At 71.7% G+C, this 19,038-nt stretch carries 16 protein-coding genes and 1 pseudogene; 2 read left to right on the top strand and 15 right to left on the bottom strand.

Annotation, left to right across the window (positions count from 1 at the left end; genetic code table 11):
- The 13 genes and pseudogenes from NS184_RS15180 to NS184_RS15120 all read right to left on the bottom strand — a co-directional run.
- Positions 1 to 1,000 (bottom strand): annotated as a pseudogene (locus NS184_RS15180) (hypothetical protein); the annotation flags it as partial.
- 109 nt (positions 1,001 to 1,109) lie between these two features.
- Positions 1,110 to 1,694 carry an aminoacyl-tRNA hydrolase gene (gene pth, locus NS184_RS15175; RefSeq protein WP_058726934.1) on the bottom strand — a complete coding sequence of 195 codons (585 nt, stop codon included), beginning with the start codon at positions 1,692 to 1,694 and terminating at the stop codon, positions 1,110 to 1,112.
- A 31-nt stretch (positions 1,695 to 1,725) separates the two neighbouring features.
- The gene (locus NS184_RS15170; protein ID WP_058726933.1) at positions 1,726 to 2,379 is read right to left on the bottom strand and encodes a 50S ribosomal protein L25/general stress protein Ctc; all 654 of its coding nucleotides are present in this window, start codon (positions 2,377 to 2,379) and stop codon (positions 1,726 to 1,728) included.
- A gap of 273 nt (positions 2,380 to 2,652) precedes the next feature.
- The gene (locus NS184_RS15165; RefSeq protein ID WP_083513753.1) at positions 2,653 to 4,017 is read right to left on the bottom strand and encodes an RbtT/DalT/CsbX family MFS transporter; all 1,365 of its coding nucleotides are present in this window, start codon (positions 4,015 to 4,017) and stop codon (positions 2,653 to 2,655) included.
- 279 nt (positions 4,018 to 4,296) lie between these two features.
- Positions 4,297 to 5,289 (bottom strand): hypothetical protein, encoded by a 993-nt coding sequence (locus NS184_RS15160; protein WP_058726932.1) that lies wholly within the window; start codon positions 5,287 to 5,289, stop codon positions 4,297 to 4,299.
- A 31-nt stretch (positions 5,290 to 5,320) separates the two neighbouring features.
- Positions 5,321 to 6,673 carry a D-mannonate dehydratase ManD gene (gene manD / locus NS184_RS15155; RefSeq protein WP_242863079.1) on the bottom strand — a complete coding sequence of 451 codons (1,353 nt, stop codon included), beginning with the start codon at positions 6,671 to 6,673 and terminating at the stop codon, positions 5,321 to 5,323.
- Positions 6,670 to 7,977: a mannitol dehydrogenase family protein gene (locus tag NS184_RS15150; RefSeq protein WP_083513752.1), complete on the bottom strand. Its 1,308-nt coding sequence runs from the start codon at positions 7,975 to 7,977 to the stop codon at positions 6,670 to 6,672. Before NS184_RS15150 ends, manD begins: the two co-directional genes overlap by 4 nt.
- The gene (locus NS184_RS15145) at positions 7,974 to 8,861 is read right to left on the bottom strand and encodes a sugar phosphate isomerase/epimerase family protein (RefSeq protein ID WP_058726931.1); all 888 of its coding nucleotides are present in this window, start codon (positions 8,859 to 8,861) and stop codon (positions 7,974 to 7,976) included. Before NS184_RS15145 ends, NS184_RS15150 begins: the two co-directional genes overlap by 4 nt.
- On the bottom strand, positions 8,858 to 10,051 hold the full coding sequence (locus NS184_RS15140; protein ID WP_058726930.1) for a Gfo/Idh/MocA family protein: 1,194 nt from the start codon (positions 10,049 to 10,051) through the stop codon (positions 8,858 to 8,860). Before NS184_RS15140 ends, NS184_RS15145 begins: the two co-directional genes overlap by 4 nt.
- Positions 10,048 to 10,887 carry a sugar phosphate isomerase/epimerase family protein gene (locus NS184_RS15135; protein ID WP_058726929.1) on the bottom strand — a complete coding sequence of 280 codons (840 nt, stop codon included), beginning with the start codon at positions 10,885 to 10,887 and terminating at the stop codon, positions 10,048 to 10,050. Before NS184_RS15135 ends, NS184_RS15140 begins: the two co-directional genes overlap by 4 nt.
- A gap of 93 nt (positions 10,888 to 10,980) precedes the next feature.
- Positions 10,981 to 11,934 carry a carbohydrate ABC transporter permease gene (locus NS184_RS15130; RefSeq protein ID WP_242863078.1) on the bottom strand — a complete coding sequence of 318 codons (954 nt, stop codon included), beginning with the start codon at positions 11,932 to 11,934 and terminating at the stop codon, positions 10,981 to 10,983.
- Positions 11,931 to 12,983, bottom strand: coding sequence for a carbohydrate ABC transporter permease (locus tag NS184_RS15125; protein WP_058726928.1), 1,053 nt, complete (start codon positions 12,981 to 12,983; stop codon positions 11,931 to 11,933). The genes NS184_RS15130 and NS184_RS15125 overlap by 4 nt, the downstream gene beginning before the upstream one ends.
- Positions 12,983 to 14,341 (bottom strand): ABC transporter substrate-binding protein, encoded by a 1,359-nt coding sequence (locus NS184_RS15120; RefSeq protein ID WP_058726927.1) that lies wholly within the window; start codon positions 14,339 to 14,341, stop codon positions 12,983 to 12,985. Before NS184_RS15120 ends, NS184_RS15125 begins: the two co-directional genes overlap by 1 nt.
- Positions 14,342 to 14,487: 146 nt before the next feature.
- Between NS184_RS15120 and NS184_RS15115 the strand changes: the two genes are divergently transcribed.
- Both NS184_RS15115 and uxaC read left to right on the top strand, forming a co-directional pair.
- Positions 14,488 to 15,564: a LacI family DNA-binding transcriptional regulator gene (locus tag NS184_RS15115; RefSeq protein WP_058726926.1), complete on the top strand. Its 1,077-nt coding sequence runs from the start codon at positions 14,488 to 14,490 to the stop codon at positions 15,562 to 15,564.
- Between the two features lie 11 nt (positions 15,565 to 15,575).
- The gene (gene uxaC / locus NS184_RS15110) at positions 15,576 to 17,006 is read left to right on the top strand and encodes a glucuronate isomerase (protein WP_058726925.1); all 1,431 of its coding nucleotides are present in this window, start codon (positions 15,576 to 15,578) and stop codon (positions 17,004 to 17,006) included.
- A 22-nt stretch (positions 17,007 to 17,028) separates the two neighbouring features.
- Here the strand turns inward: uxaC and NS184_RS15105 are convergent, their stop codons facing one another.
- Positions 17,029 to 17,706, bottom strand: a complete 678-nt coding sequence (locus NS184_RS15105) for a response regulator (RefSeq protein ID WP_058726924.1) — start codon at positions 17,704 to 17,706, stop codon at positions 17,029 to 17,031.
- On the bottom strand, positions 17,696 to 18,958 hold the full coding sequence (locus tag NS184_RS15100; RefSeq protein WP_058726923.1) for a sensor histidine kinase: 1,263 nt from the start codon (positions 18,956 to 18,958) through the stop codon (positions 17,696 to 17,698). Before NS184_RS15100 ends, NS184_RS15105 begins: the two co-directional genes overlap by 11 nt.
- Positions 18,959 to 19,038 lie beyond the last annotated feature (80 nt).

Below are 19,038 nucleotides of genomic sequence, written 5' to 3'. Positions count from 1 at the left end.
CATCCGGCGTCGGCTGCGGGTCGGGGGCGGGCGTCACGGTCGCCACCCGCGCGGCCTCCACGACCCGCTGCCGGTTGTAGTCCGCCACCGCGATCCGGTCCCCCGGCCCGACCGACACCCCCGTCGGGTTCACGAGCGTGCTCCCGTCCTGCGCCCCCGCGAACGCGACCGCCCACCCGCGGTCCTGCAGCACGAAGACCCGTCCGCCACCGTTGTCGACCACCACGACCGACCCGTCCGCGAGCAGTGCGACCCCGCGGAGCCGGACCCGCCCCTGGTCGTCCTGGACGGTCCCGAGCGACGTGGCGACACCGGTGGTCCGGTCGAGTCGCCACACGACGTCGGTCGTGCCGTCCGTCACCGTCCAGACCGAGCCGTCGGGCGACACCGCCACGCCCGCGGGGTCCACCCACGGGCCGTCGACCGCGCGCCACACCGGCGCCTGCGCCGTCATGTCCGTCTCCCACAGCGACCCCGTCCCGGGCACGGCGGCGACGAGTCGTGCGCCGTCGACCGCGAGTTCCGACACCGCTCGGTCGGCGGGGGCCGGGAACCGCCGCTCGACGTCGTGCCCGTCGAGCACGGCGATCGTCCCGGGGCCGCCCGACGTCGGACGCCGGCCGGCCTCGGCCACGACGAGCCGTCCGTCGTCGGTCTCGGCCAGCGCGGACGGGTTCCACATCGAACGGTCGTCGGTACCGAACGGCGCGACGACCGACCACGTGCCGTCGGTCTCCCGGCGCAGGACGCCGTTCCTGGCGAAGTCGGCGACGAGGAGCGCCCCGGAGCGCGTGTACCGGACATCGTTCGGTGCGGCGAACGACGCAGCGGCACCGGGTGCGTCCGTGATCGCTGCGCTCGGGGTCCAGGTCGCGACGGCTGCACTCGCCGCCCCGACCGTCGCAGCGCCGAGTCCGGCGGTCGCGAGCAGGGCCGCCGCGACGACGACGGCCGGGAGTGCGGCTCGCCGGGCGGACGGCCGGGACCGGTGCAGCGCCATCGGAGGACCCCCTCGTTCATCGGGGGTCGGGCACCCCCGGCCAGAACCTACCGACCGTGGGGGACGGGGCGGTCCCCCAGTTCGGGGACGACCGGGATCGGGAGCGCGATCAGGAGGGGGCGTGGATCCGCTGCTGGGCGGCGAGCAGGCCGAGGTCCGCGATCGCTTCGACAGCGTCGGCGCCGTCGGCGACGAGGTTCGGGAGCGTCTTCTTCTCGGCTGGCGAGAAGTCGCGCAGCACGTAGTCGGCAGGGTCCTGTCGACCCGGGGGACGGCCGATGCCGATCCGCACCCGGGCGAACTCGTTCGTCCCGGTCGCCTTGATGATGTCGCGGAGGCCGTTGTGTCCGCCGTGTCCGCCGTTGCCCTTGAGGCGGACGGTGTCGTAGGGCAGGTCGAGCTCGTCGTGCACGACGACGAGCGACTGCGCATCGAGTCCGTAGAACCCGAGGATCGACGACACCGGGCCGCCGGAGGTGTTCATGAACGAAGCGGGCTTGGCGAGCACGAGCTTCGGTCCGCCGGGCACCAGGCGCCCCTCGGCGACCTGGTTCGGCGTCTTGTGCTTCTTGAACGTCGCCCCCATCCGGGCGGCGAGTTCGTCGAGGACCATCTGACCGACGTTGTGGCGGTTGCCGGCGTAACCGGGCCCGGGGTTCCCGAGCCCGACGACGACGAACACGTTGTCAGCCATCAGCGTCGGTCAGATGTCCGCGATCGGGGTCTTACTCGGAGTCCGACTCGGACTCGTCGTCGGAGGAGGCAGCGGCCTCGCCCTCGGCGCCGGCCTCGGCACCGGCCTCGGCGGCCTCTTCGTCGGCGGCGATGTCGTCGGCGGTCGCACGCGGGGTGACGATCTGGACGACGAGCGCGTCGGCGTCGGTCTCGAGCTCGGCGCCCGACGGGAGCTCGATCTCGGAGGCGAGGATCTGCTTGCCGTCCTCGAGGCCCTCGACGTCCACCACGACGTGCTCGGGGATCTTCGTCGCCTCGACGAGGAGCGAGACCGAGGCGAGGTCCTGGACGTGGATGGTGCCGGAGAAGGACTCACCCTCGACGACCACGGGGACGTCGACGGTGACCTTCTCGCCACGGCGCACGACGACGAGGTCGATGTGCTCGATGATCTGGCGCACCGGGTCGCGCTGGACGTCCTTCACGAGGGCGAGCTGCGCGGTGCCCTCGATGTCGAGGTCGATGATCGCGTTGGCGGTACGGACGATCAGCATCGTCTCGTGGCCCGGGAGGGTGATGTGCTTCGGCTCGGTGCCGTGGCCGTAGACGACCGCGGGGATCTTGTCGTTCGCACGGATCTTCCGGGCCGCGCCCTTGCCGAACTTGGTGCGGACTTCCGCCGCGAGCTTGGTGTTGTCGGCCATGGTTGCCTCCTGGTGTCGTGGTCGACGCCGGGGTGCCGGCATCGGGGGTCTGTGGTGTTGCAACTCGAACGCGTGCACGCGTGAGGAACGCTCCCAGGACTGGGCCGGGTCTCCCACTGCGTCGATCACGGCCGCGCGTACGCGGCCCTCGCCGAAGTCAGTCGCCAAGCCTACCAGGCGCGGACCGGGCGTGTCGCACCGGCGGGGTCGGAGCGTCCGGACGGGAGGTCCGTGGCGGTGCCGACACGTGCCTCCGTCCGAACACCGGGCACGTCAGTGCCCGACCGCACCCTCCGGGACCTTCAGGAACGACAGCACCACGAAGGCGACGGCGTAGAGGCCGACGAACGTCCAGACGACACCGCCCGGGCCCGCCCAGGGCAGGACCGCGCTGACGACCGCGTTCCCGAGGAAGGTCGCGCCGCCGGCGGCCGTCGCGTACATCGCCATCGCGGCACCACGGCGTTCCTCGCCCGCGAAGGCAGGGACGATCGCGCCCATGGGGGTGAAGCCCGCGAGCATGATGCCGAAGACGGTCCCGGCCGCGGTGGCGACCCAGAAGCCCCACTCGGAGCCCGCCGGCACGAGGTGCGGCACGTACCACCAGGCGAGGAGCCCGACGGCGGACGCGGCGATGCCGAACCACTTCACGGTACGGATCCACCCGATGCGATCACCCAGGGCACCGAAGAAGGCGTTGAAGAGGATGTTCCCCGCGTAGACGATCACGGTCATCGTGAGCCACTTCGACTGACCCCAGCCGAGCTGGGCCCCGATGATCGCGGGCATGATCACGAACATCCCGAACTCCGGCGCCGTGTTCACGAGCCGGATGACGACCGCGAGCAGGACCTTCGGACGCCTGACGCAGACCTCGACCCCGCTGGCGAGGACGCGCGCGGCGGAGTGCGACCGCGGGGCGATGCGCCCCAGGCCGGTGGGCTCGGAGACGCCGAACCGCACGATCGCCCATCCCGCCGCGACGAGCACCAGGGACAGCGCCATCGACCAGGTCTCGCCGGTGTGTCCGCCCCCGAACGCCGGGATCGACCCGATCGCGATGAGGGAACCCAGGGTCGGCAGGCCTCCGGTGAAGACGACGTAGAACCAGCCGACCGCGGTGGCGTTCCGGTCCCGGGCGACCGTGTGGTTGACCCAGCAGAGGAACGAGAACGCGAACAGCGGGAAGCCGAGTCCGCGCAGGAAGTAGGTCAGCGCGATGAGGCCGACCGAACCTGTCGGCAGCGCCGCGAGGAACGCGACCTGGAACGCCACCCAGAGCGCGGCTCCGACCGTCATCACGTTCCGGGGTCCCCACAGCTCGGACAGGACGCCGGCGAAGTACGACGCGACGAGGACCGCGACCCCGTAGAGACCGATCACCATCGCGGCGCTGTCGACCCCACCGGACCCGAGGGCCGCGGCGATGTGCGGCGAGATGAAGTTGGACTCGATGCCGTCGCCGGTCATGAAGACCAGGACGCCGAGGAACCCCCATCGGAGGGCGTGCGGGATGCCCAGGCGAGCGACGAGGCCCGTCCGTGCGCGTGGTGGTGGTGCGGTGCGGTCCACCGCGGACGCGGGGACGCCGTTCGGCGGGGTCAGTGTGCTGGTACGGGTGGTGCGGGGTTCCGACATGTGTCGTCTCTCCTGGAGGGCCCCCGGAGTGCTCGACCCGGCATCGCGGCATGTCTCCGGGGTGCGCCGCGCGCCTCGTCCCCGACCGCCCGTGTCGTGCAGCGGGCGCTCGGGACGCCGGCGATGATGCGAGTCCTGTGCCCGGGGCACCCCGTCGACGGCAGGGGTGGCACCCGGCGGACCATCGCCGGCCCGAAGCATGGTCACCGAGGTTAGACCGCTCCAACACCGATGGTCAAGAACGACAACTGTTGTACAACGATCTCGTTGCAGCGGCCGTCAGGCTCGGCGACCTCCGCGACGTGCACGCACGGCGTCGAGCTCGGCGCGGGCGCGGTCACTCGCGGCCTCGGCGACGTCCCGCGCGGCACCGAGCCGCTCGGTCTCGACGGCGAGGTCGGCGAGGTCGCGGTCCAGCTGCTCCAGTTCGGCTGCGAGTGCGTCACGACGGTGGTGGAGGTCCCGCTGGCGCGCGTCCGCTGCGTCGAGCGTTTCCTCGGCTGCGTCGAGCGCGGCGTCCGCCTCGCGGGACGCTCGACGGGCATCGGCCTCCGCACGGCGGAGGGCGCCGCGGTCCGGCACCGGCGCGTCTTCGTCCGGTTGCGTGTCCGGTTCCGCTTCGCGCTTCCGCGCTGTCGGCCGGGAGGCGCGGGTCGGCTCCCCTGCGCTGCCCTCGTCGTCGTCCTGGCCACCACGACCGCCCCGCCGCCCGCGGCTGGGTGCGTGGTCGATCGGGATCGGCTCGGCGTCGGACCCGGACCACGCGTCCGGCACGGCGTCGGGGTCGGCGAGCGCTCCGTCGAGGTCGACGCCGTCGAACCCGACGCTCTCGAGCGGCCGGACGAGCAGCCCGGACCGCACGGCCGCGGCGGCGTGCGGGTCCATCATGGCCGCTTCGATCGTCGCGGCCACCTGGTCGAGGACGGCACGGGTGACCTCGTGTCCGGCTCCTGCGGCGAGCGCTGCACCCCGGTCGGTCAGCCGCCGGACGAGTCGTGCGCGCTGCTTCCGGAGCGTGGCGATCTCGTCGGGGTCCGCGCCCGCCTGCGCCTCGCGGAGCGCCGGACCGAGGTCGATCGCTTCGTCGAGCGCCTCGTCGTGCACGAGGAGGTCGACGACCCACGCGGCCGGCGCGGGCTTCCGGAGCCCGCCGATCCGAGTGGCCAGGGCACGGTCGTCCTTCCGCACCGCGCGCTGCCGTTCCGTCCGTGCACGCACGAAGTCGCCGGGGGCCACGAGCAGCAGCTCCCCGGCGACCTCGCTGAACTCCATCAGCCCAGCATGCCCGCGTTCCCCCGGTGGGTCACCAGTCGTGGACGGTGCCGTCGGCGAGGCGGTTGAACGGCAGGTACGCCTGCTCGTACGGGTACTTGCCTGCTTCGTCGACGTCGAGCGAGACCCCGAGGCCCGGTTCGTCGCCCGGGTGGAGGTAGCCGTCGGTGAAGGTGAAGGTCTGCCGGAACACCTGGTTGGTCTTCGGGCCGTGCTGCATGTACTCCTGGATGCCGAAGTTGTGGATGGCGAGCCCCAGGTGCATCTGCGCCGCCAGGCCCACCGGCGAGATGTCGGTCGGCCCGTGGAACCCGGACTTGATCTGGTACATCGCGGCGTAGTCCATCGTCTTGCGCAGGGGGGAGATGCCGCCCATGTGCGTGACTGCTCCGCGGACGTAGTCGATGAGCTGGTCGCGGATGATGTCCTTGAAGTCCCAGATCGTGTTGAACACCTCGCCGATCGCGAGCGGCGTCGTGGTGTGCTGCCGGACGAGCTTGAGCGCCTCCTGGTTCTCGGCGGGCGTGCAGTCCTCGAGCCAGAACAGGTCGTACGGCTCCAGGCTCTTGCCGAGCTTCGCGGCCTGCAGCGGGGTCATCCGGTGGTGGCCGTCGTGCAGCAGTGGGAGCTCGGGGCCGAACTCGTTGCGGACGGCCTCGAACACGGTGGGCACGTGCCGGAGGTACGCCCGGGTGTCCCAGTCCTCCATCGCCGGGAACGCCCCGCGCTGCGCCGGCTCGAAGTCGTACCGGACGCCCGCGTTGCCCTCGGTGGTCCTGTTCGAGGCGATGCCGTAGATGCTCTCCAGCCCCGGGACGCCGGTCTGGACGCGGATGGACCGGTAGCCCTCGGCCTGGTGCTCGCGGATCGAGTCGAACAGCTCGGGGAGCTCCTTGCCCGATGCGTGCCCGTACGCCATGAGCCCGGTGCGGGAGGCGCCGCCGAGCAGCTGGTAGACGGGCATGCCGGCGACCTTGCCCTTGATGTCCCAGAGCGCCATGTCCACCGCGGCGATCGCAGCCATCGTGACCGGACCGCGGCGCCAGTACGACGAGCGGTAGAGGAACTGCCAGGCGTCCTCGATCCGGCTGGCGTCGCGGCCGACGAGCAGCGGCACGACGTGCTCGGACAGGTACGACGCGACCGCGAGCTCGCGACCGTTGAGGGTCGCGTCGCCCAGTCCGGTGACGCCGTCCGCCGTCGTGATCTTCAGCGTGACGAAGTTCCGGTTCGGACTCGTGACGACGACCTCGGCCCGGTCGATGAGCTGCCCGCGGTCCCCAGACGCCCACGTGTCCGGACGTCCGGCGGTCGGGTCCGTCGCGGCGCCGCCGTCGGTCGCGCCCGGCACCGGGGCCGCGGGGTTCGTCGTGCTGTCGGTCATGCGTGCGCTCCTTCTTCGGTGCGGGTGTCCGCGTGGTCGGTACGGGCCCCGGCGGTGTCGTGCCGGGCCGAGCGGATGCGGTCGGCTGCCGCGGTCACGGCGGCGACCACGGGGGTCGTGTCGAGATCAGGGGCGACGGCGCGCAGGACGTCGTGCACGTCCGAGTCCGGCCCGGGGGCTCCGGCGTCGTCCACGAACCCGGGCTGCTCGGTCAGGTGCATCCACCACGCGGCGAGCGTCGTGGTGGCCCCCGGGCCGATGTCGGCGTCGGGGTCGCGGTCGAGCCGGTGGCGAAGCACGTCGACCACTCGGACCGGGAGCTTCTGGGAGCCTCCGGACGCGATCTGCCGGAGGGTGTGCCGGATGCGCGGGTTCGCGAACCGCTCGACGAGGGCGGCGCGGGCGTCGACCACCTCGGCGTCCGGCAGCGGGAGCTCGGCGGCGGCTTCGTCCCAGAGCTGCTCGACGGCCGCGCGGCACCGGGGGTCGTCCATGGCCTGCGCCACGGTCTCGTGCCCGAGCAGGAGCCCGAGGTACGCGAGCAGGGAGTGGGCCCCGTTGAGCAGCCAGAGCTTGCGCTGCTCGTAGGGGGTCACGTCGTCGACGATCCGCACGCCCGCGGTCTCCCATGCCGGCCGGTCGATGCCGTCGAACCGGTCCTCGAGCACCCACTCGGCGAAGGGCTCGGTGACCACGGGCACGCGGTCGCCTTCGAGCGCCCCCGGGAGCCCGGCGAGCTCGTCCACGTCGGCCGCGGTCGTGGCCGGGGTGATCCGGTCGACCATCGACGACGGGAACGCGACGTTCGCCGTGATCCACGCCCGCAGCTCGGCGTCGGCCACGGCGGACGTGACGGCGTCACGCAGCACCTCGCCGTTGTGCGTCAGGTTGTCGAGCGACACGAGCGCGATCCGCCCGGCGCCGGCGGCACGCCGGGCGTCGAGCCCCGCGACGAGCCGCGCCGGGACGTCCGAGCCGGACCGGTAGCCCTGCTCGGTGACCGTCAGGGTGACGACGGTGGTCTCCGGGGACGCGACCATGCGCCTCCAGGCCGTGTCGTCGTCACCGGAGTGGGCCGCGACGATCGTGTCGACGACCTCGGCGGTGTCCCCGGACGGAGCGCGGGTGACCAGCGTGTACCGGCAGTCCTGCGCGGCCAGTGCCTCGGCCGCCGCCGGTGAGCGACCGGTGAAGGCGGTGATGCCCCACGGCTGCCCGTCTGCGTGCGCCGTGTACCAGGCGACGTGGGCCCGCGCGAACGCCCCCACCCCGAGGTGGACGATGCCCGGACGACGGTCGCTCACGCCGTCACCGGGACGAGCGAACGCAGGTACGCCAGGTTGTCGGCCGTGCGGGCCTCGAGTGGGAGGTCGGTGGAGAAGTCCTCGATGGTGACCCAGCCGTCGTAGCCGTGCTGCCGCAGCGCGTCGAGGTACTCGGCGACCGAAGCCTGACCGTCGCGCAGCGGTGCCCACTCGTTCTGCCAGATCCGACTGCCGTCGGCCCGGGTGTCGCCGGTGTCGACCCATCGGGCGTTCTTCACGTGGGCGTGCGCGAGGTACGGCCCGAGCAGCTCGAACGCGGCGAGGTGGTCCTCCTGCCCCTCGATGACGAGGTTGCCGAGGTCGTGGATGACGCCGACGTGCTCCGGGTCGAGGCCGTCGACGAGCCGGAGCGCCGCGGACGCCGACGGGGTGATCGTCATGTGGTGCAGTTCGACCAACGCCTTCACACCGAGCTCCGCCGCGCGGCCCGCCGCCCACTCGAGGTCGGCCCGGGTGCGGTCGAAGACCTGCGCGTAGGTCTCGCCGGTGCGCTCCCGCGTCTGCCGGTAGTGCGGCATGGTGACCCGGACCTGCCGAGCGCCCAGCTCGGCGGTGACCCGCAGCATGGTGTCGACGCCGTCGTGGTCGGACACCTGCTGGTAGCCGCCGATGCCGGAGTACTCGAGTCCGGCGGCGTCGGTGGTGCTGGCGATCTCGCCGACGCGGTCGGCGATGCCGGTGAACTGCCACGTCGACTTGTTGCCCGCCCAGAACGACCGATCGGCCGGGACCTCGGCGCCGTCGGCCGGCTGGTCGTCGAGGACACGCCACTCGATGCCGTCCCATCCCTGCTCGGCAAGGGTTCGCGCCGCCTCGGTCGGGGTCCAGTCCGGGGTGGAAGCGGTGAACACGGAGAACTTCACGAGACTGCTCCTTCTGTGTGGGCGCCGGCGCCGACGACCGGCACCACGTCGTCGTACCGGCCCTCGATGACGTCGTCGATGCGGACCGGCTTGCCGAGCGTCGCGCTGACGTAGAGCCCGCGGACGGTCGCGAGGGACACGAGTGCGGCGTCGACGGTCACGCCGGGCTCGCGGCCCTCGCGGATCGCGGCGACGATGTCGGTGTACTGCCGTGCGTGGCCGGCTGCGAAGTGGTCGGGCTCGGTCGGACCGCCGACGACGTGCTCGGGCGGGACGACGTCGGACTTCTGGTCGACCGCGTCCGCCACGGCGGTGGCGTTCGCGGTGGTGGACGCCGACTCGAGCGTCGCGGTGTCCGGCGCGACGTGGAAGTAGGCGAGCCGGTCGTCGTCGACGATCGCCGAACCGTGCGTGCCGTAGACCGCGTACCGAGCGGAGAGCCCCGGGTACGCCGCGGTCGTGCAGTGGATCACCCCGAGGGCGCCGTCCCGGAACCGGACCGTGGCGACCGCGGTGTCCTCGACCTCGATCCGGTCGTGGGCGAGGAGCCCGGTCTGTGCCGAGATCTCCTCCGGGCGGCCGAGCGCCCACACGAGGAGGTCGACGGTGTGGACGCCCTGGTTCATCACCGCGCCACCGCCGTCGAGCTCCCAGGTGCCGCGCCAGTCGCCCGAGTCGTAATACCCCTGTGACCGGTACCAGGCGACGCTCGCGACGCCCGAGGTGACCGTGCCGAACGAACCGTCGTGCGCGGCCCCGGCGACCGCGACCGAGGCCGGGTCGAAGCGGTGCTGGCTGATGACGCTCGTCACGAGACCGCGCTCGCGGGCGTCCGCGGCGAGCGCCGCGATCTGCCGCGCTCGCGGCATCGTCGTGTCGAGCGGCTTCTCGATCACGACGTGCTTGCCGGCAGCGAGTGCTGCCTCGGCGAGCTGGACGTGCATGCCGGAGGGCGAGCAGATCGCGACGACGTCGATGTCGGCCTGCTCGATCGCCTCCTCGATGGTGGACGTCGTGATCGGCCGCGTGACGCCCATCGCCTCGAGTTCGTCGGCTGCGCTCGTGGCCGCTGCGGGGATCGCGTCGACGAGGGCGACGACCTCGAGGTCCGGGTGCTGCACGGCGACGCGGGCGTGGTGGCGTCCGATGACGCCGGCGCCGACGACTGCCAACTTCAGTGGGGTGGTCATCGCAGGGTGACTCCGATCTGGTCGGTGAGGGAGCGGAAGGCGCGTCCGGCGCGACCGAAGGCCGCGGGACCGGAGAACCCGCCGAGGTTGGTGAAGTCGCTGAGGTGCGGTTCGAGGGATGCGTACCCGGAGTACCCGGCGTCGCGGAGCGCGGTCAGGGTCTGCAGCAGTTCACCGTCCCCCTCGCCCGCCGGCACGACGGACGAGTCGGCTGCGAGGGCGTCCTTGACCTGGAGGTAGTCGACGTACGGGGCGAGGCGCTCCCAGCCGTCGGTGAACGGTCGGACGCCGCACTGCACGTAGTTCGCGTTGTCCCACGCGAGGCGCAGTGCCGGGGAGCCGACGCTCTCGACGATGTCGAGCACCCGGTCGGGCACGTCGCCGTAGATGTCCTTCTCGTTCTCGTGGAGCAGGACCACGCCCTCGCGCTCGGCGAGGTCGGCGAGGGCACGCATGCGGGTGAGGACGTCGTCGCGGACAGATCCGGCCGTGCGCCCCTCAAAGTAGAACGAGAAGATCCGGATGTTCGTCGTGCCGAGGGCGTGCGCCGCGGCGATCGCGCGACCGAGCCGGCCGACCTCGTGCTCGACGGGCTCGTCGACCGGCACCTTGCCGATCGGCGAGGCGATGGCGGACACGGTCTGCCCACGCTCCTCGAAGAGGCGGTGGAGCCCGGCGAGCTGGTCGTCGTCGAGGTCGACGACGTTCACCCCCCAGGCGCTCCGCACCTCGATGGCGCTGGCGCCGAGCGCCTGCAGCACGGCGACCTGGATCGCCGGGTCGGCGTCGATCTCGTCGCCGAAACCGGAGAGTTCCCACGTGGGCTGGTCCGTCATTGCATTCCCTTCATGGAGGCAGTCTGGAGGCGCGGGGCGGGCTGGCACCGCGCCTCCAGGCTGTCTGTGGACAAGTCGGAAGACTGCACAGCGCTACTTCACCGAGCCGGCCGTGAGGCCGCCGACCAGGTAGCGCTGGAAGATGAGGTAGAGCGCGACGACCGGCACGGCACAGACGATCGATGCGGCCATCATCTGGCCGTAGATCGGGACGGCGCCGCCCTCCTGGGTGGTGCCGAGCACCTGCAGCACCACGGCGACGGTGCGCGTGTTCGGGGTCGTCATGATCGTGGAGAACAGGACGTCGTTCCAGCCGAGCAGGAACGCGAAGATCGCGGACACGACGATCCCCGGCCACGACAGGGGCAGGACCACGCTGCGGAGGATGCGGCCGCTCGATGCGCCGTCGATGCGAGCGGCCTCCTCGAGTTCCTTCGGCAGCCCACGGAGGTACGTCACCATCACCCAGGTCGAGAACGGCAAGGCGAACGTCAGGTAGGTGACGAAGAGTCCCCAGCGGGTGCCGATGATCTGCACGCCGGTCGCGCTCGCGATGTTCGAGAACACGACGAACACGGGCAGGAGCAGGAGCGTGCCCGGGATCGACTGCAGGGCGAGGAGCCCGCGGAGGATCGTCAGGCGGCCGAGGAACCGGAAGCGGACGAGGACGTAGGCGGTGGACACGGCGAGCGCGGCGCTCGCGACGGCGACCGCCCCCGCGGTGAGGATGGAGTTCACCAGTCCCTGCCCCAGGGCGACCGTCGACCAGATGTTCACGTAGTTCGCCAGGGTGAACTCGGACGGGAAGTACTCGCCGCGGGCGACCGCGACGTCGGAGTTGACGGAGCCGAACAGTATGTACAGCACCGGGACGGCGATGAACGCGACGATCACGGCGATGACGACGATGAGCAGCCAGCGCGGCAGGAGCCGGGTGACGTCGGTGTCGTAGGGCCGCTTCGCCGGGCGGCCGCTCCGTGCCGTGATGCTCTCGGTCAGCGTCGCGGTCGGGCGGGTGCGGGTGCGGAAGGTGCTCTGGGTGCTCATGCGCGGGCTCCGTCGATGTCGGCGGCTGCGGCCGGGGTGGCTGCCGCGAGCGAGGTCGGGTCCGCTGCCGCGAGCGTGGCCCGGTCGGCCCGTCGCTGCTTGCGGGTGGGGCCAGCGTCGTCACCGGTGTCGAGCTTCACGGCCCGGAGGTAGACGAACAGCGGGATGGCGACGATCACGAGCGAGCAGATCGCCATGGCCGCGGACAGACCGAAGCGGAACGACTGGAAGCTCGCGATGTAGGTCAGGACGGGCATCACCTCGACGCTCGACGGCAGCGGGATGCCGAACAGGACGAACGGGAGCGTGAAGTTGTTGATGTTGTGGAGGATCGAGATGATCACCGCGAGTGAGAGCGGGCCGCGCAGGTACGGGAAGATGATGTACCGGAGCTTCGCCCACCAGGTCACGCCGTCGAGCGCCGCGGCCTCGTGCACCTCGTTGTCGACGGCCTGCAGCCCGGCGAGGGACAGCAGGTAGACGAACGGCCAGCTCGTCCACACCATCACCCCGGCGAGCGCCCAGTAGGACGCGGAGCCGTTCAGCCAGAGCACGTCCGTGTGCAGGACCGAGTTCACGACGCCCTGCGGCTGCAGCATGGTCCGGAAGAACGTGCCGACGACGAACGCGGGGAGCACGTACGGGATGAGGTAGACGGACCGGACGAGTCCGCGGCCGGGGAACCGGTTCTGCGTGGAGATCGCCGCGGCGACCCCGATCGGTACCGTGACCGCGGTGACGAGCACGGACAGCGACACCGAGATCCAGATCGAGTGCAGGAGGGGCGAGGCGGTGAAGGCCTCGGCGAAGTTCGCGAACCCGATGAACGGGGCGCTGAACCACTGCCGCAGCGTGTACTGGTCGAGGTCGAGCATCGCGATGTACACGCCGACGAGGAGCGGCACCACGATGACGGCGAGCATGAGGACGCCGCCGGGGAGGAGCATCCAGAGCGGACGTTCCTTCTTGTAGAGCGGGGTCTTGCCGACGGGCCGGACGCCGTGGGGTCGCGAGGACTGCGTGCGGGGCCGGGTCTCGGTGGCGGTCATCACAGCCCTCCGTTCTTCTGTCGGTTCAGGGTGGACTGGGCATCCCGTTGCGCGGACTCGAGGCGCGACCGCAGTTGCTCGTCGCTCACCTCGCCGCTCTTGAGCTGCGGGATCGACTGCACGACGACGTCGACGAGGGCGAGCTGGATGTCCGACCACGCTCCCGTGAACGCGGTGGGCTTCGAGAGCTTGCCCGCCTGGATGATCGGCGCGAGCTGGGGGTTGTCGGCCGCGAGCTGTGCGGCCGCGTCGGCGTTGGTGGGCAGGTTGCCGAACAGCTCGTAGTACTGCAGCTGTGCCTTCGGCGTGCTGAGCTGCTTGATGAAGTCGAACGAGAGGTCCTGCTTCTTCCCGTAGTCCGCGACGACCCAGTTGTCGCCGGACAGGATGCTGGCCGCCTCGATCCCGTCGCTGGGGCGCGAGGTCGCCCCCGGCGGGACGGTCGGCAGCAGTGCGAACTCGTACTTGCCGTCGACCTTCGTGTCCTTGAACGAGTTGATCGCGGTGGTGGTCGTCATCGGGAAGAACGCGGCCTTGCCGTCGGTGAACTGCGCGAGGGCCTGCGCGTTGTTCCACCCGATCGCGGCCTTGTCGACGACGCCGTCCTTGGTGACCCAGTCGAAGTAGGTGCGGTAGGCGTCCTCCACGGCCTTCGTGTCGATCTCGGCATTGCCGTCCTTCGAGACGATCGTGTTGCCCGCGTTCTGCGCCATGCCCCAGACGAACTTCCACGGGTCGAAGCCGTCGGCGTACGCGATCGCCAGGCCGTGCACGTCGCCGCTGGTCGTCTTCTCCGCGTCAGCGGTCAACTGGTCCCATGTGGTCGGCATCTCGGTGATCCCGGCCTTCGCGAGCAGGTCCTTGTTCACCGCCATGACGAACGGCCGGCTGGCGAGGGGGATCCCGATCTGCTTCGACGAGCTCGGACCGGAGATGCCGAACGACGCCGGGTCGAACTGGTCCTTGCCCCCGACCGCGTCCCACTCCTTCTTCCCCATCTCGACGAAGGCGCCCGTGGCGTAGGCGGTCGGCGTGAACGTGGTGCCGATCGCGTACACGTCGGGGCCCTGCCCGGAGATGACGCTCGTCTGGATGGCGGTGAGTTCCTCCTGCGCCGAGGAGTACGTCTCCCACTGCACCTTCGCGCCGGTGGTTCGTTGGAACTCGGCGGCGACGTCCTGCTGCCACTGCTTGCGTTCCTTGGGGTAGGTGGTGTCCGCGCCCATCATGACGCGGAGCGTGTTCGGGTCGTCGCCGCTGCCGTTGACGATCGCGCAGCCCTGCAGCGACAGTGCTGCGAGCGCGACGACGGCGACGGCCCCGACCACGGAGCGGGCCTTCAGTCTTCGTGTCCTCATGCGGGGGCTTCCTCCTCGAGACCTCCGAGGGCTGCGTTGGACGACCGACCGTCGGCAGCGCTGCCCGGGTGCCACCACTGTCCCGCTGGTGGCAACATCCGGCAACCGGTTGCCACTTGTTGCCACGACGGCCTAGCTTCGGCAGCGTGAGCAGCGCAGACACGGTCCCCGTCGGGGGTGCGGACGTCGGTCGTCGGGTGACGATCCGGGACATCGCCGACGCCACCGGTGTGGCGCCGTCCACGGTGTCCCGCGCCCTCTCGTTGCCGGACCGGGTGAACCACGTCACGCAGCAGCGCATCCAGCAGGCCGCACGGGAGCTCGGCTACGTCGCGAACTCGCAGGCGCGGGCGCTGACGTCCGGCCGGACCCGCGCGGTCGCCGTCCTCGTCTCGGACATCACGAACCCCTTCTACTTCGACGTCATCCGGGGCACACAGCACCAGCTCTCGGCCGCCGGGTGGACGCAGCTGCTCGTCGACACCGAGGAGTCCGCCGACGCCGAGCTCGCCGCTCTCAGCGCGATCGCCACGAAGGCGGACGGCGCGGTGCTCACGGCCTCTCGTCTGTCCGACGCGCAGATCGCCCGGTTCGCCGAGCGCACCCCCCTCGTCGTCGTGAACCGTCGACCGGCCGGCGTCCCCTCGGTCCTCATCGACACCCCGGGCGGGGTCGAGCAGGCCGTGCAGCACCTCGTGAGCCTGGGGCACCGGGACGTCCTCTACGTCGCGGGTCCGGACAGCTCGTGGTCCAACGAGCGTCGGTGGCGGGCGCTCGTCCGGGTCGCGAAGCGCCTCGGTGTGCGGGTCGCCCGGGTCGGACCGCACGCCCCGTTCGTCGACTCGGGCGCCGCGGCCGCCGACGCCGCGGTCAACGCCGGGGCGACGGCGTGCATCGCCTTCAACGACCTCATCGCGATCGGCATGCTGTCGCGGCTGCGCGAGCGCGGCGTCCGGGTCCCGGAGGACATGTCGGTCGTGGGGTGCGACGACATCTTCGGCGCCGACTTCTGCAACCCGCCGCTGACCACGATGACGTCACCGATCGAGCGCGCGGGGCGGGTGGCGATCCGGATGCTCCTCGGCCGGCTCGGCGCCGCACCCTCGTCGTCCGGCGACGACCTGCCCGACGGGCAGACCGCCGGAGCCGTCGCCCTGCCCACCCACCTCACCGTCCGCGAGTCCACCGGCCCGGCGCCGAGCTCGCCCCACCGTCCGTCCTGAAGGAGTCGACGATGACCCGGAACAGCACGACCACGACCCCCCTGGTACCGCACCCCGACCGGCTGCTCCCGGCAGACCCGGCCGCCCGGGACATCGCCCGGACGGTGTACGAAACGGTGGCCGATGCGCCGATCATCTCCCCGCACGGCCACGTCGACGCAGCGCTCATCGCCGACGACGAGCCCTTCCCGGACCCGGCAGCGCTCCTCATCACCCCGGACCACTACGTCCTCCGACTCCTGCACGCCAACGGGGTGCCCCTCGACCAGCTCGGCCGGGACGCCGCGGCGCCCGTCACGGGCCGTGAGGTCTGGCGACACCTCGCCACGCACTGGGACGACTTCCTCGGCACACCCGTCCGGTACTGGTTCGAGACCGAGCTCCACGACGTCTTCGGCCTGCGGTCAGCGCCTTCCGCCGAGAACGCCGACGAACAGTACGACCACCTCGCCGCGCTGCTCCGTTCCCCCGAGTTCCGACCACGTGCGCTCTTCGACGCCTTCGGCATCGAGGTCCTCGCCACCACCGACGCACCGGACGCCGACCTCGCCGCGCATGCGCGGCTCGCGGCGGACCCCACCTTCACCGGACGGGTGCTCCCCACCTTCCGCGCGGACGCCGTGTTCGACCCGTCGCGCTCGGACTGGAGGCACGTGGTGACGTCGATCGGCGAGGCCGCGGGCATCGAGACGGGCACCCACGACGGGCTGCTCCACGCGCTGCGTGCACGGCGGCAGTACTTCATCGAGCACGGCGCGACGGCCACCGACACCGGGGTGCTCGACGCCGGGTCTGCACCGCTGCCGGCGGCCGAGCGCGAGCGCATCCACGCCGCGGCGATGCGCGGGCCGGACGCCGTGACCGCGGCCGAAGCCACCGCCTACCGTCACGACATGCTCTACCGCTGGGCCGAGATGAGCGTCGACGACGGCCTCGTCATGCAGTTGCACCCCGGCGTGTTGCGGAACCACCACCAGCCGACCCTCGACCGCTTCGGGCCGGACACGGGCCACGACCTGCCCGCGGTCGGGTCGTTCACCGAACCACTCCGGCCGCTCCTGAACGACTTCGGCACGGCGCCCGGCTTCCACCTCGTGCTCTTCACCGTCGACGAGACCGTGTTCTCGCGCGAGATCGGACCCCTCGCGGGCTTCTACCCCGCGGTCTACGCCGGGGCGCCGTGGTGGTTCATCGACACCCCGGCGGCGATCGGCCGGTACCGGGCGGCGATCACGGACTCGGCGTCGTTCACGAAGACCTCCGGGTTCATCGACGACACCCGCGCGTACTGCTCGATCCCGGCGCGGCACGACATGGCACGACGGGCTGACGCCGCGTACCTGGCGTCGCTCGTCGTCACGCACCAGCTGTCCGAGGAGGACGCGGTCCGCACGGCGCGCCGGATCGTCTCCGACATCCCGCGGGCGACGTTCAAGCTCTGAACGCGTGCAGACGTGCTGTGCATCAGGGTGTCCAGCCGGGGGTGACGAGTCCGGTCTCGTACGCGAAGACCACGAGCTGTGCGCGGTCGCGGGCGCCCAGCTTGATCATCGCCCGCGAGACGTGCGTCTTCGTGGTCATCGGACTGACGAAGAGCCGCTCGGCGATCTCGGCGTTCGAGAGGCCGGCGGCGACGAGTCGCATCACCTCGCGTTCCCGGACGGTGAGGACGTCGAGCTCGGGCGACAGTGAGGCCGGCTTCGCGTGCGTGGCGTACGCCTCGACGAGGGAACGGGTCGCACGCGGCGAGAGCAATGACTCCCCCGCCGCGACCGTCCGCACGGCGCGGAGGAGCTCGGCGGGCTCGGTGTCCTTCACGAGGAACCCGGCAGCGCCGCCCCGGATGGCCTCGAACACGTAGTCGTCCTCCTCGAAGGTGGTCAGCACGACGACGTGGACGTCGGCGAGGTCCTGGTCGGCCGAGATGCGTCGGGTCGCGGCGAGGCCGTCGGTCCCGGGCATGCGGATGTCCATGAGCACGACGTCCGGTCGCTCTCGGCGTGCGAGTGCGACGGCTTCGTCTCCGTCCCCGGCCTCGCCGACGACGGTCATCCCGGACTCAGCGTCCACGAGCGCGCGGAGTCCGGCGCGGACGAGCACCTGGTCGTCCACGAGCGCGACGCGCAGCGGTTCAGTGGTCATCGGGGGCCTCCGGGCGTGCGGTCGTGGTCGGCAGGCGGGCCTCGACCGCCCAGCCGCCGTCCGCTCGCGGTCCGGCGCGGAACGTTCCGCCGACGGCCGTCGCACGCTCCCGCATGCCGATGAGGCCGTTCCCGGAGTCGCCGATCGGCGTGGCGCGGGACGCGGTGCGGGGCTCCGTGCCGAGCGGGCGGTCGGTGACCGCGACGTCGAGCGTGTCGGCACCGATCACGACCGTGATCGTGGCACGGTTCGCGGGAGCGTGCTTCATGACGTTCGTGAGGGCTTCCTGCACGATGCGGAATGCGCTCCGGTCGACGGGTCCGTCGAGGTCCGCGGGGTCTCCGGTGACGTCGGCACCGACCACGATGCCGGCGGCGCGCGCACGTTCGACGAGGTCCGGGAGACGATCGAGGCCCGGCGTGGGGTTCCGCTCCGACCCGGGCTCGCCGTCGACGCTCCGCAGCACGCCGAGGATGGTCCGCAGCTCGACCAGGGCTTCACGGCTGGTGTCGCGGATGTTCCCGAGGGCCTGCTGGGTCGACTCCGGTAGGTCGGCACCGAGGTGGAGGGCGACCCCGGACTGCAGGTTGATCAACGACATGCTGTGCGCGACCGAGTCGTGGAGTTCCCGGGCGATCCGCACGCGTTCCTCCCCTGCCCGACGACGCTCGGCGTCCGCGCGGGCACGGCGACGCTCGGCCGCGCGCTCGACACGGACCCGCACGAGCTCGGTCAGGATGATCGTCACGACTGCCCACGCGAGCGCGAGCGACACCGCCGCCGGGTCGATGGCGGGCGACCGACCGAGCACGACGTCGGCGGAAGGCAGCCAGACGACCGCGAGCACGGCGGCGACGACGACCTCGACCCGACGGCCTCGGAACCAGGCGTTCGCGAGCGCCATGGTCAACGCGGCGACGAACGGCCCCCGCGGGCTGACGACCGCGGCGAACCCGAGCGTGGTCGCCAGGACGAACCAGAGCACGCCGCGCGGACGCCACCAGCGGAACGGCAGCGCGACGACACCCCCGACGAGGAGCGCCAGGGCCAGCGGCCCGAGAGCGACCGGTCCGACCGGCGTCGCGACGCCGTGCGCGAGCCACGGTGGCCCGACCCGACCGCCGCCCGACCAGCCGAAGGCGACGACGGTCCCGGCCACCTGGAGGAGTGCGACGGGCACGACCCGACCGACCCGCGCGAAGCGGGCTCGGCCGCCCGGCCGAGGGCCGGGTACGGAGGTCGTGTCGGTCATGCGTCGAGCCTAGGGTCGGGTGCTCGCGGCGGCATCGGGCGCGAGCACGACCTGTGGACTACTCCGCCGGGAGTACGCGC

Source organism: Curtobacterium luteum, assembly GCF_001475545.1.
In the GTDB taxonomy this organism is placed as follows: domain Bacteria; phylum Actinomycetota; class Actinomycetes; order Actinomycetales; family Microbacteriaceae; genus Curtobacterium; species Curtobacterium luteum_A.
Note: the sequence above shows the minus strand (reverse complement) of the source record. Positions and strands in the feature narration are given on the sequence as shown.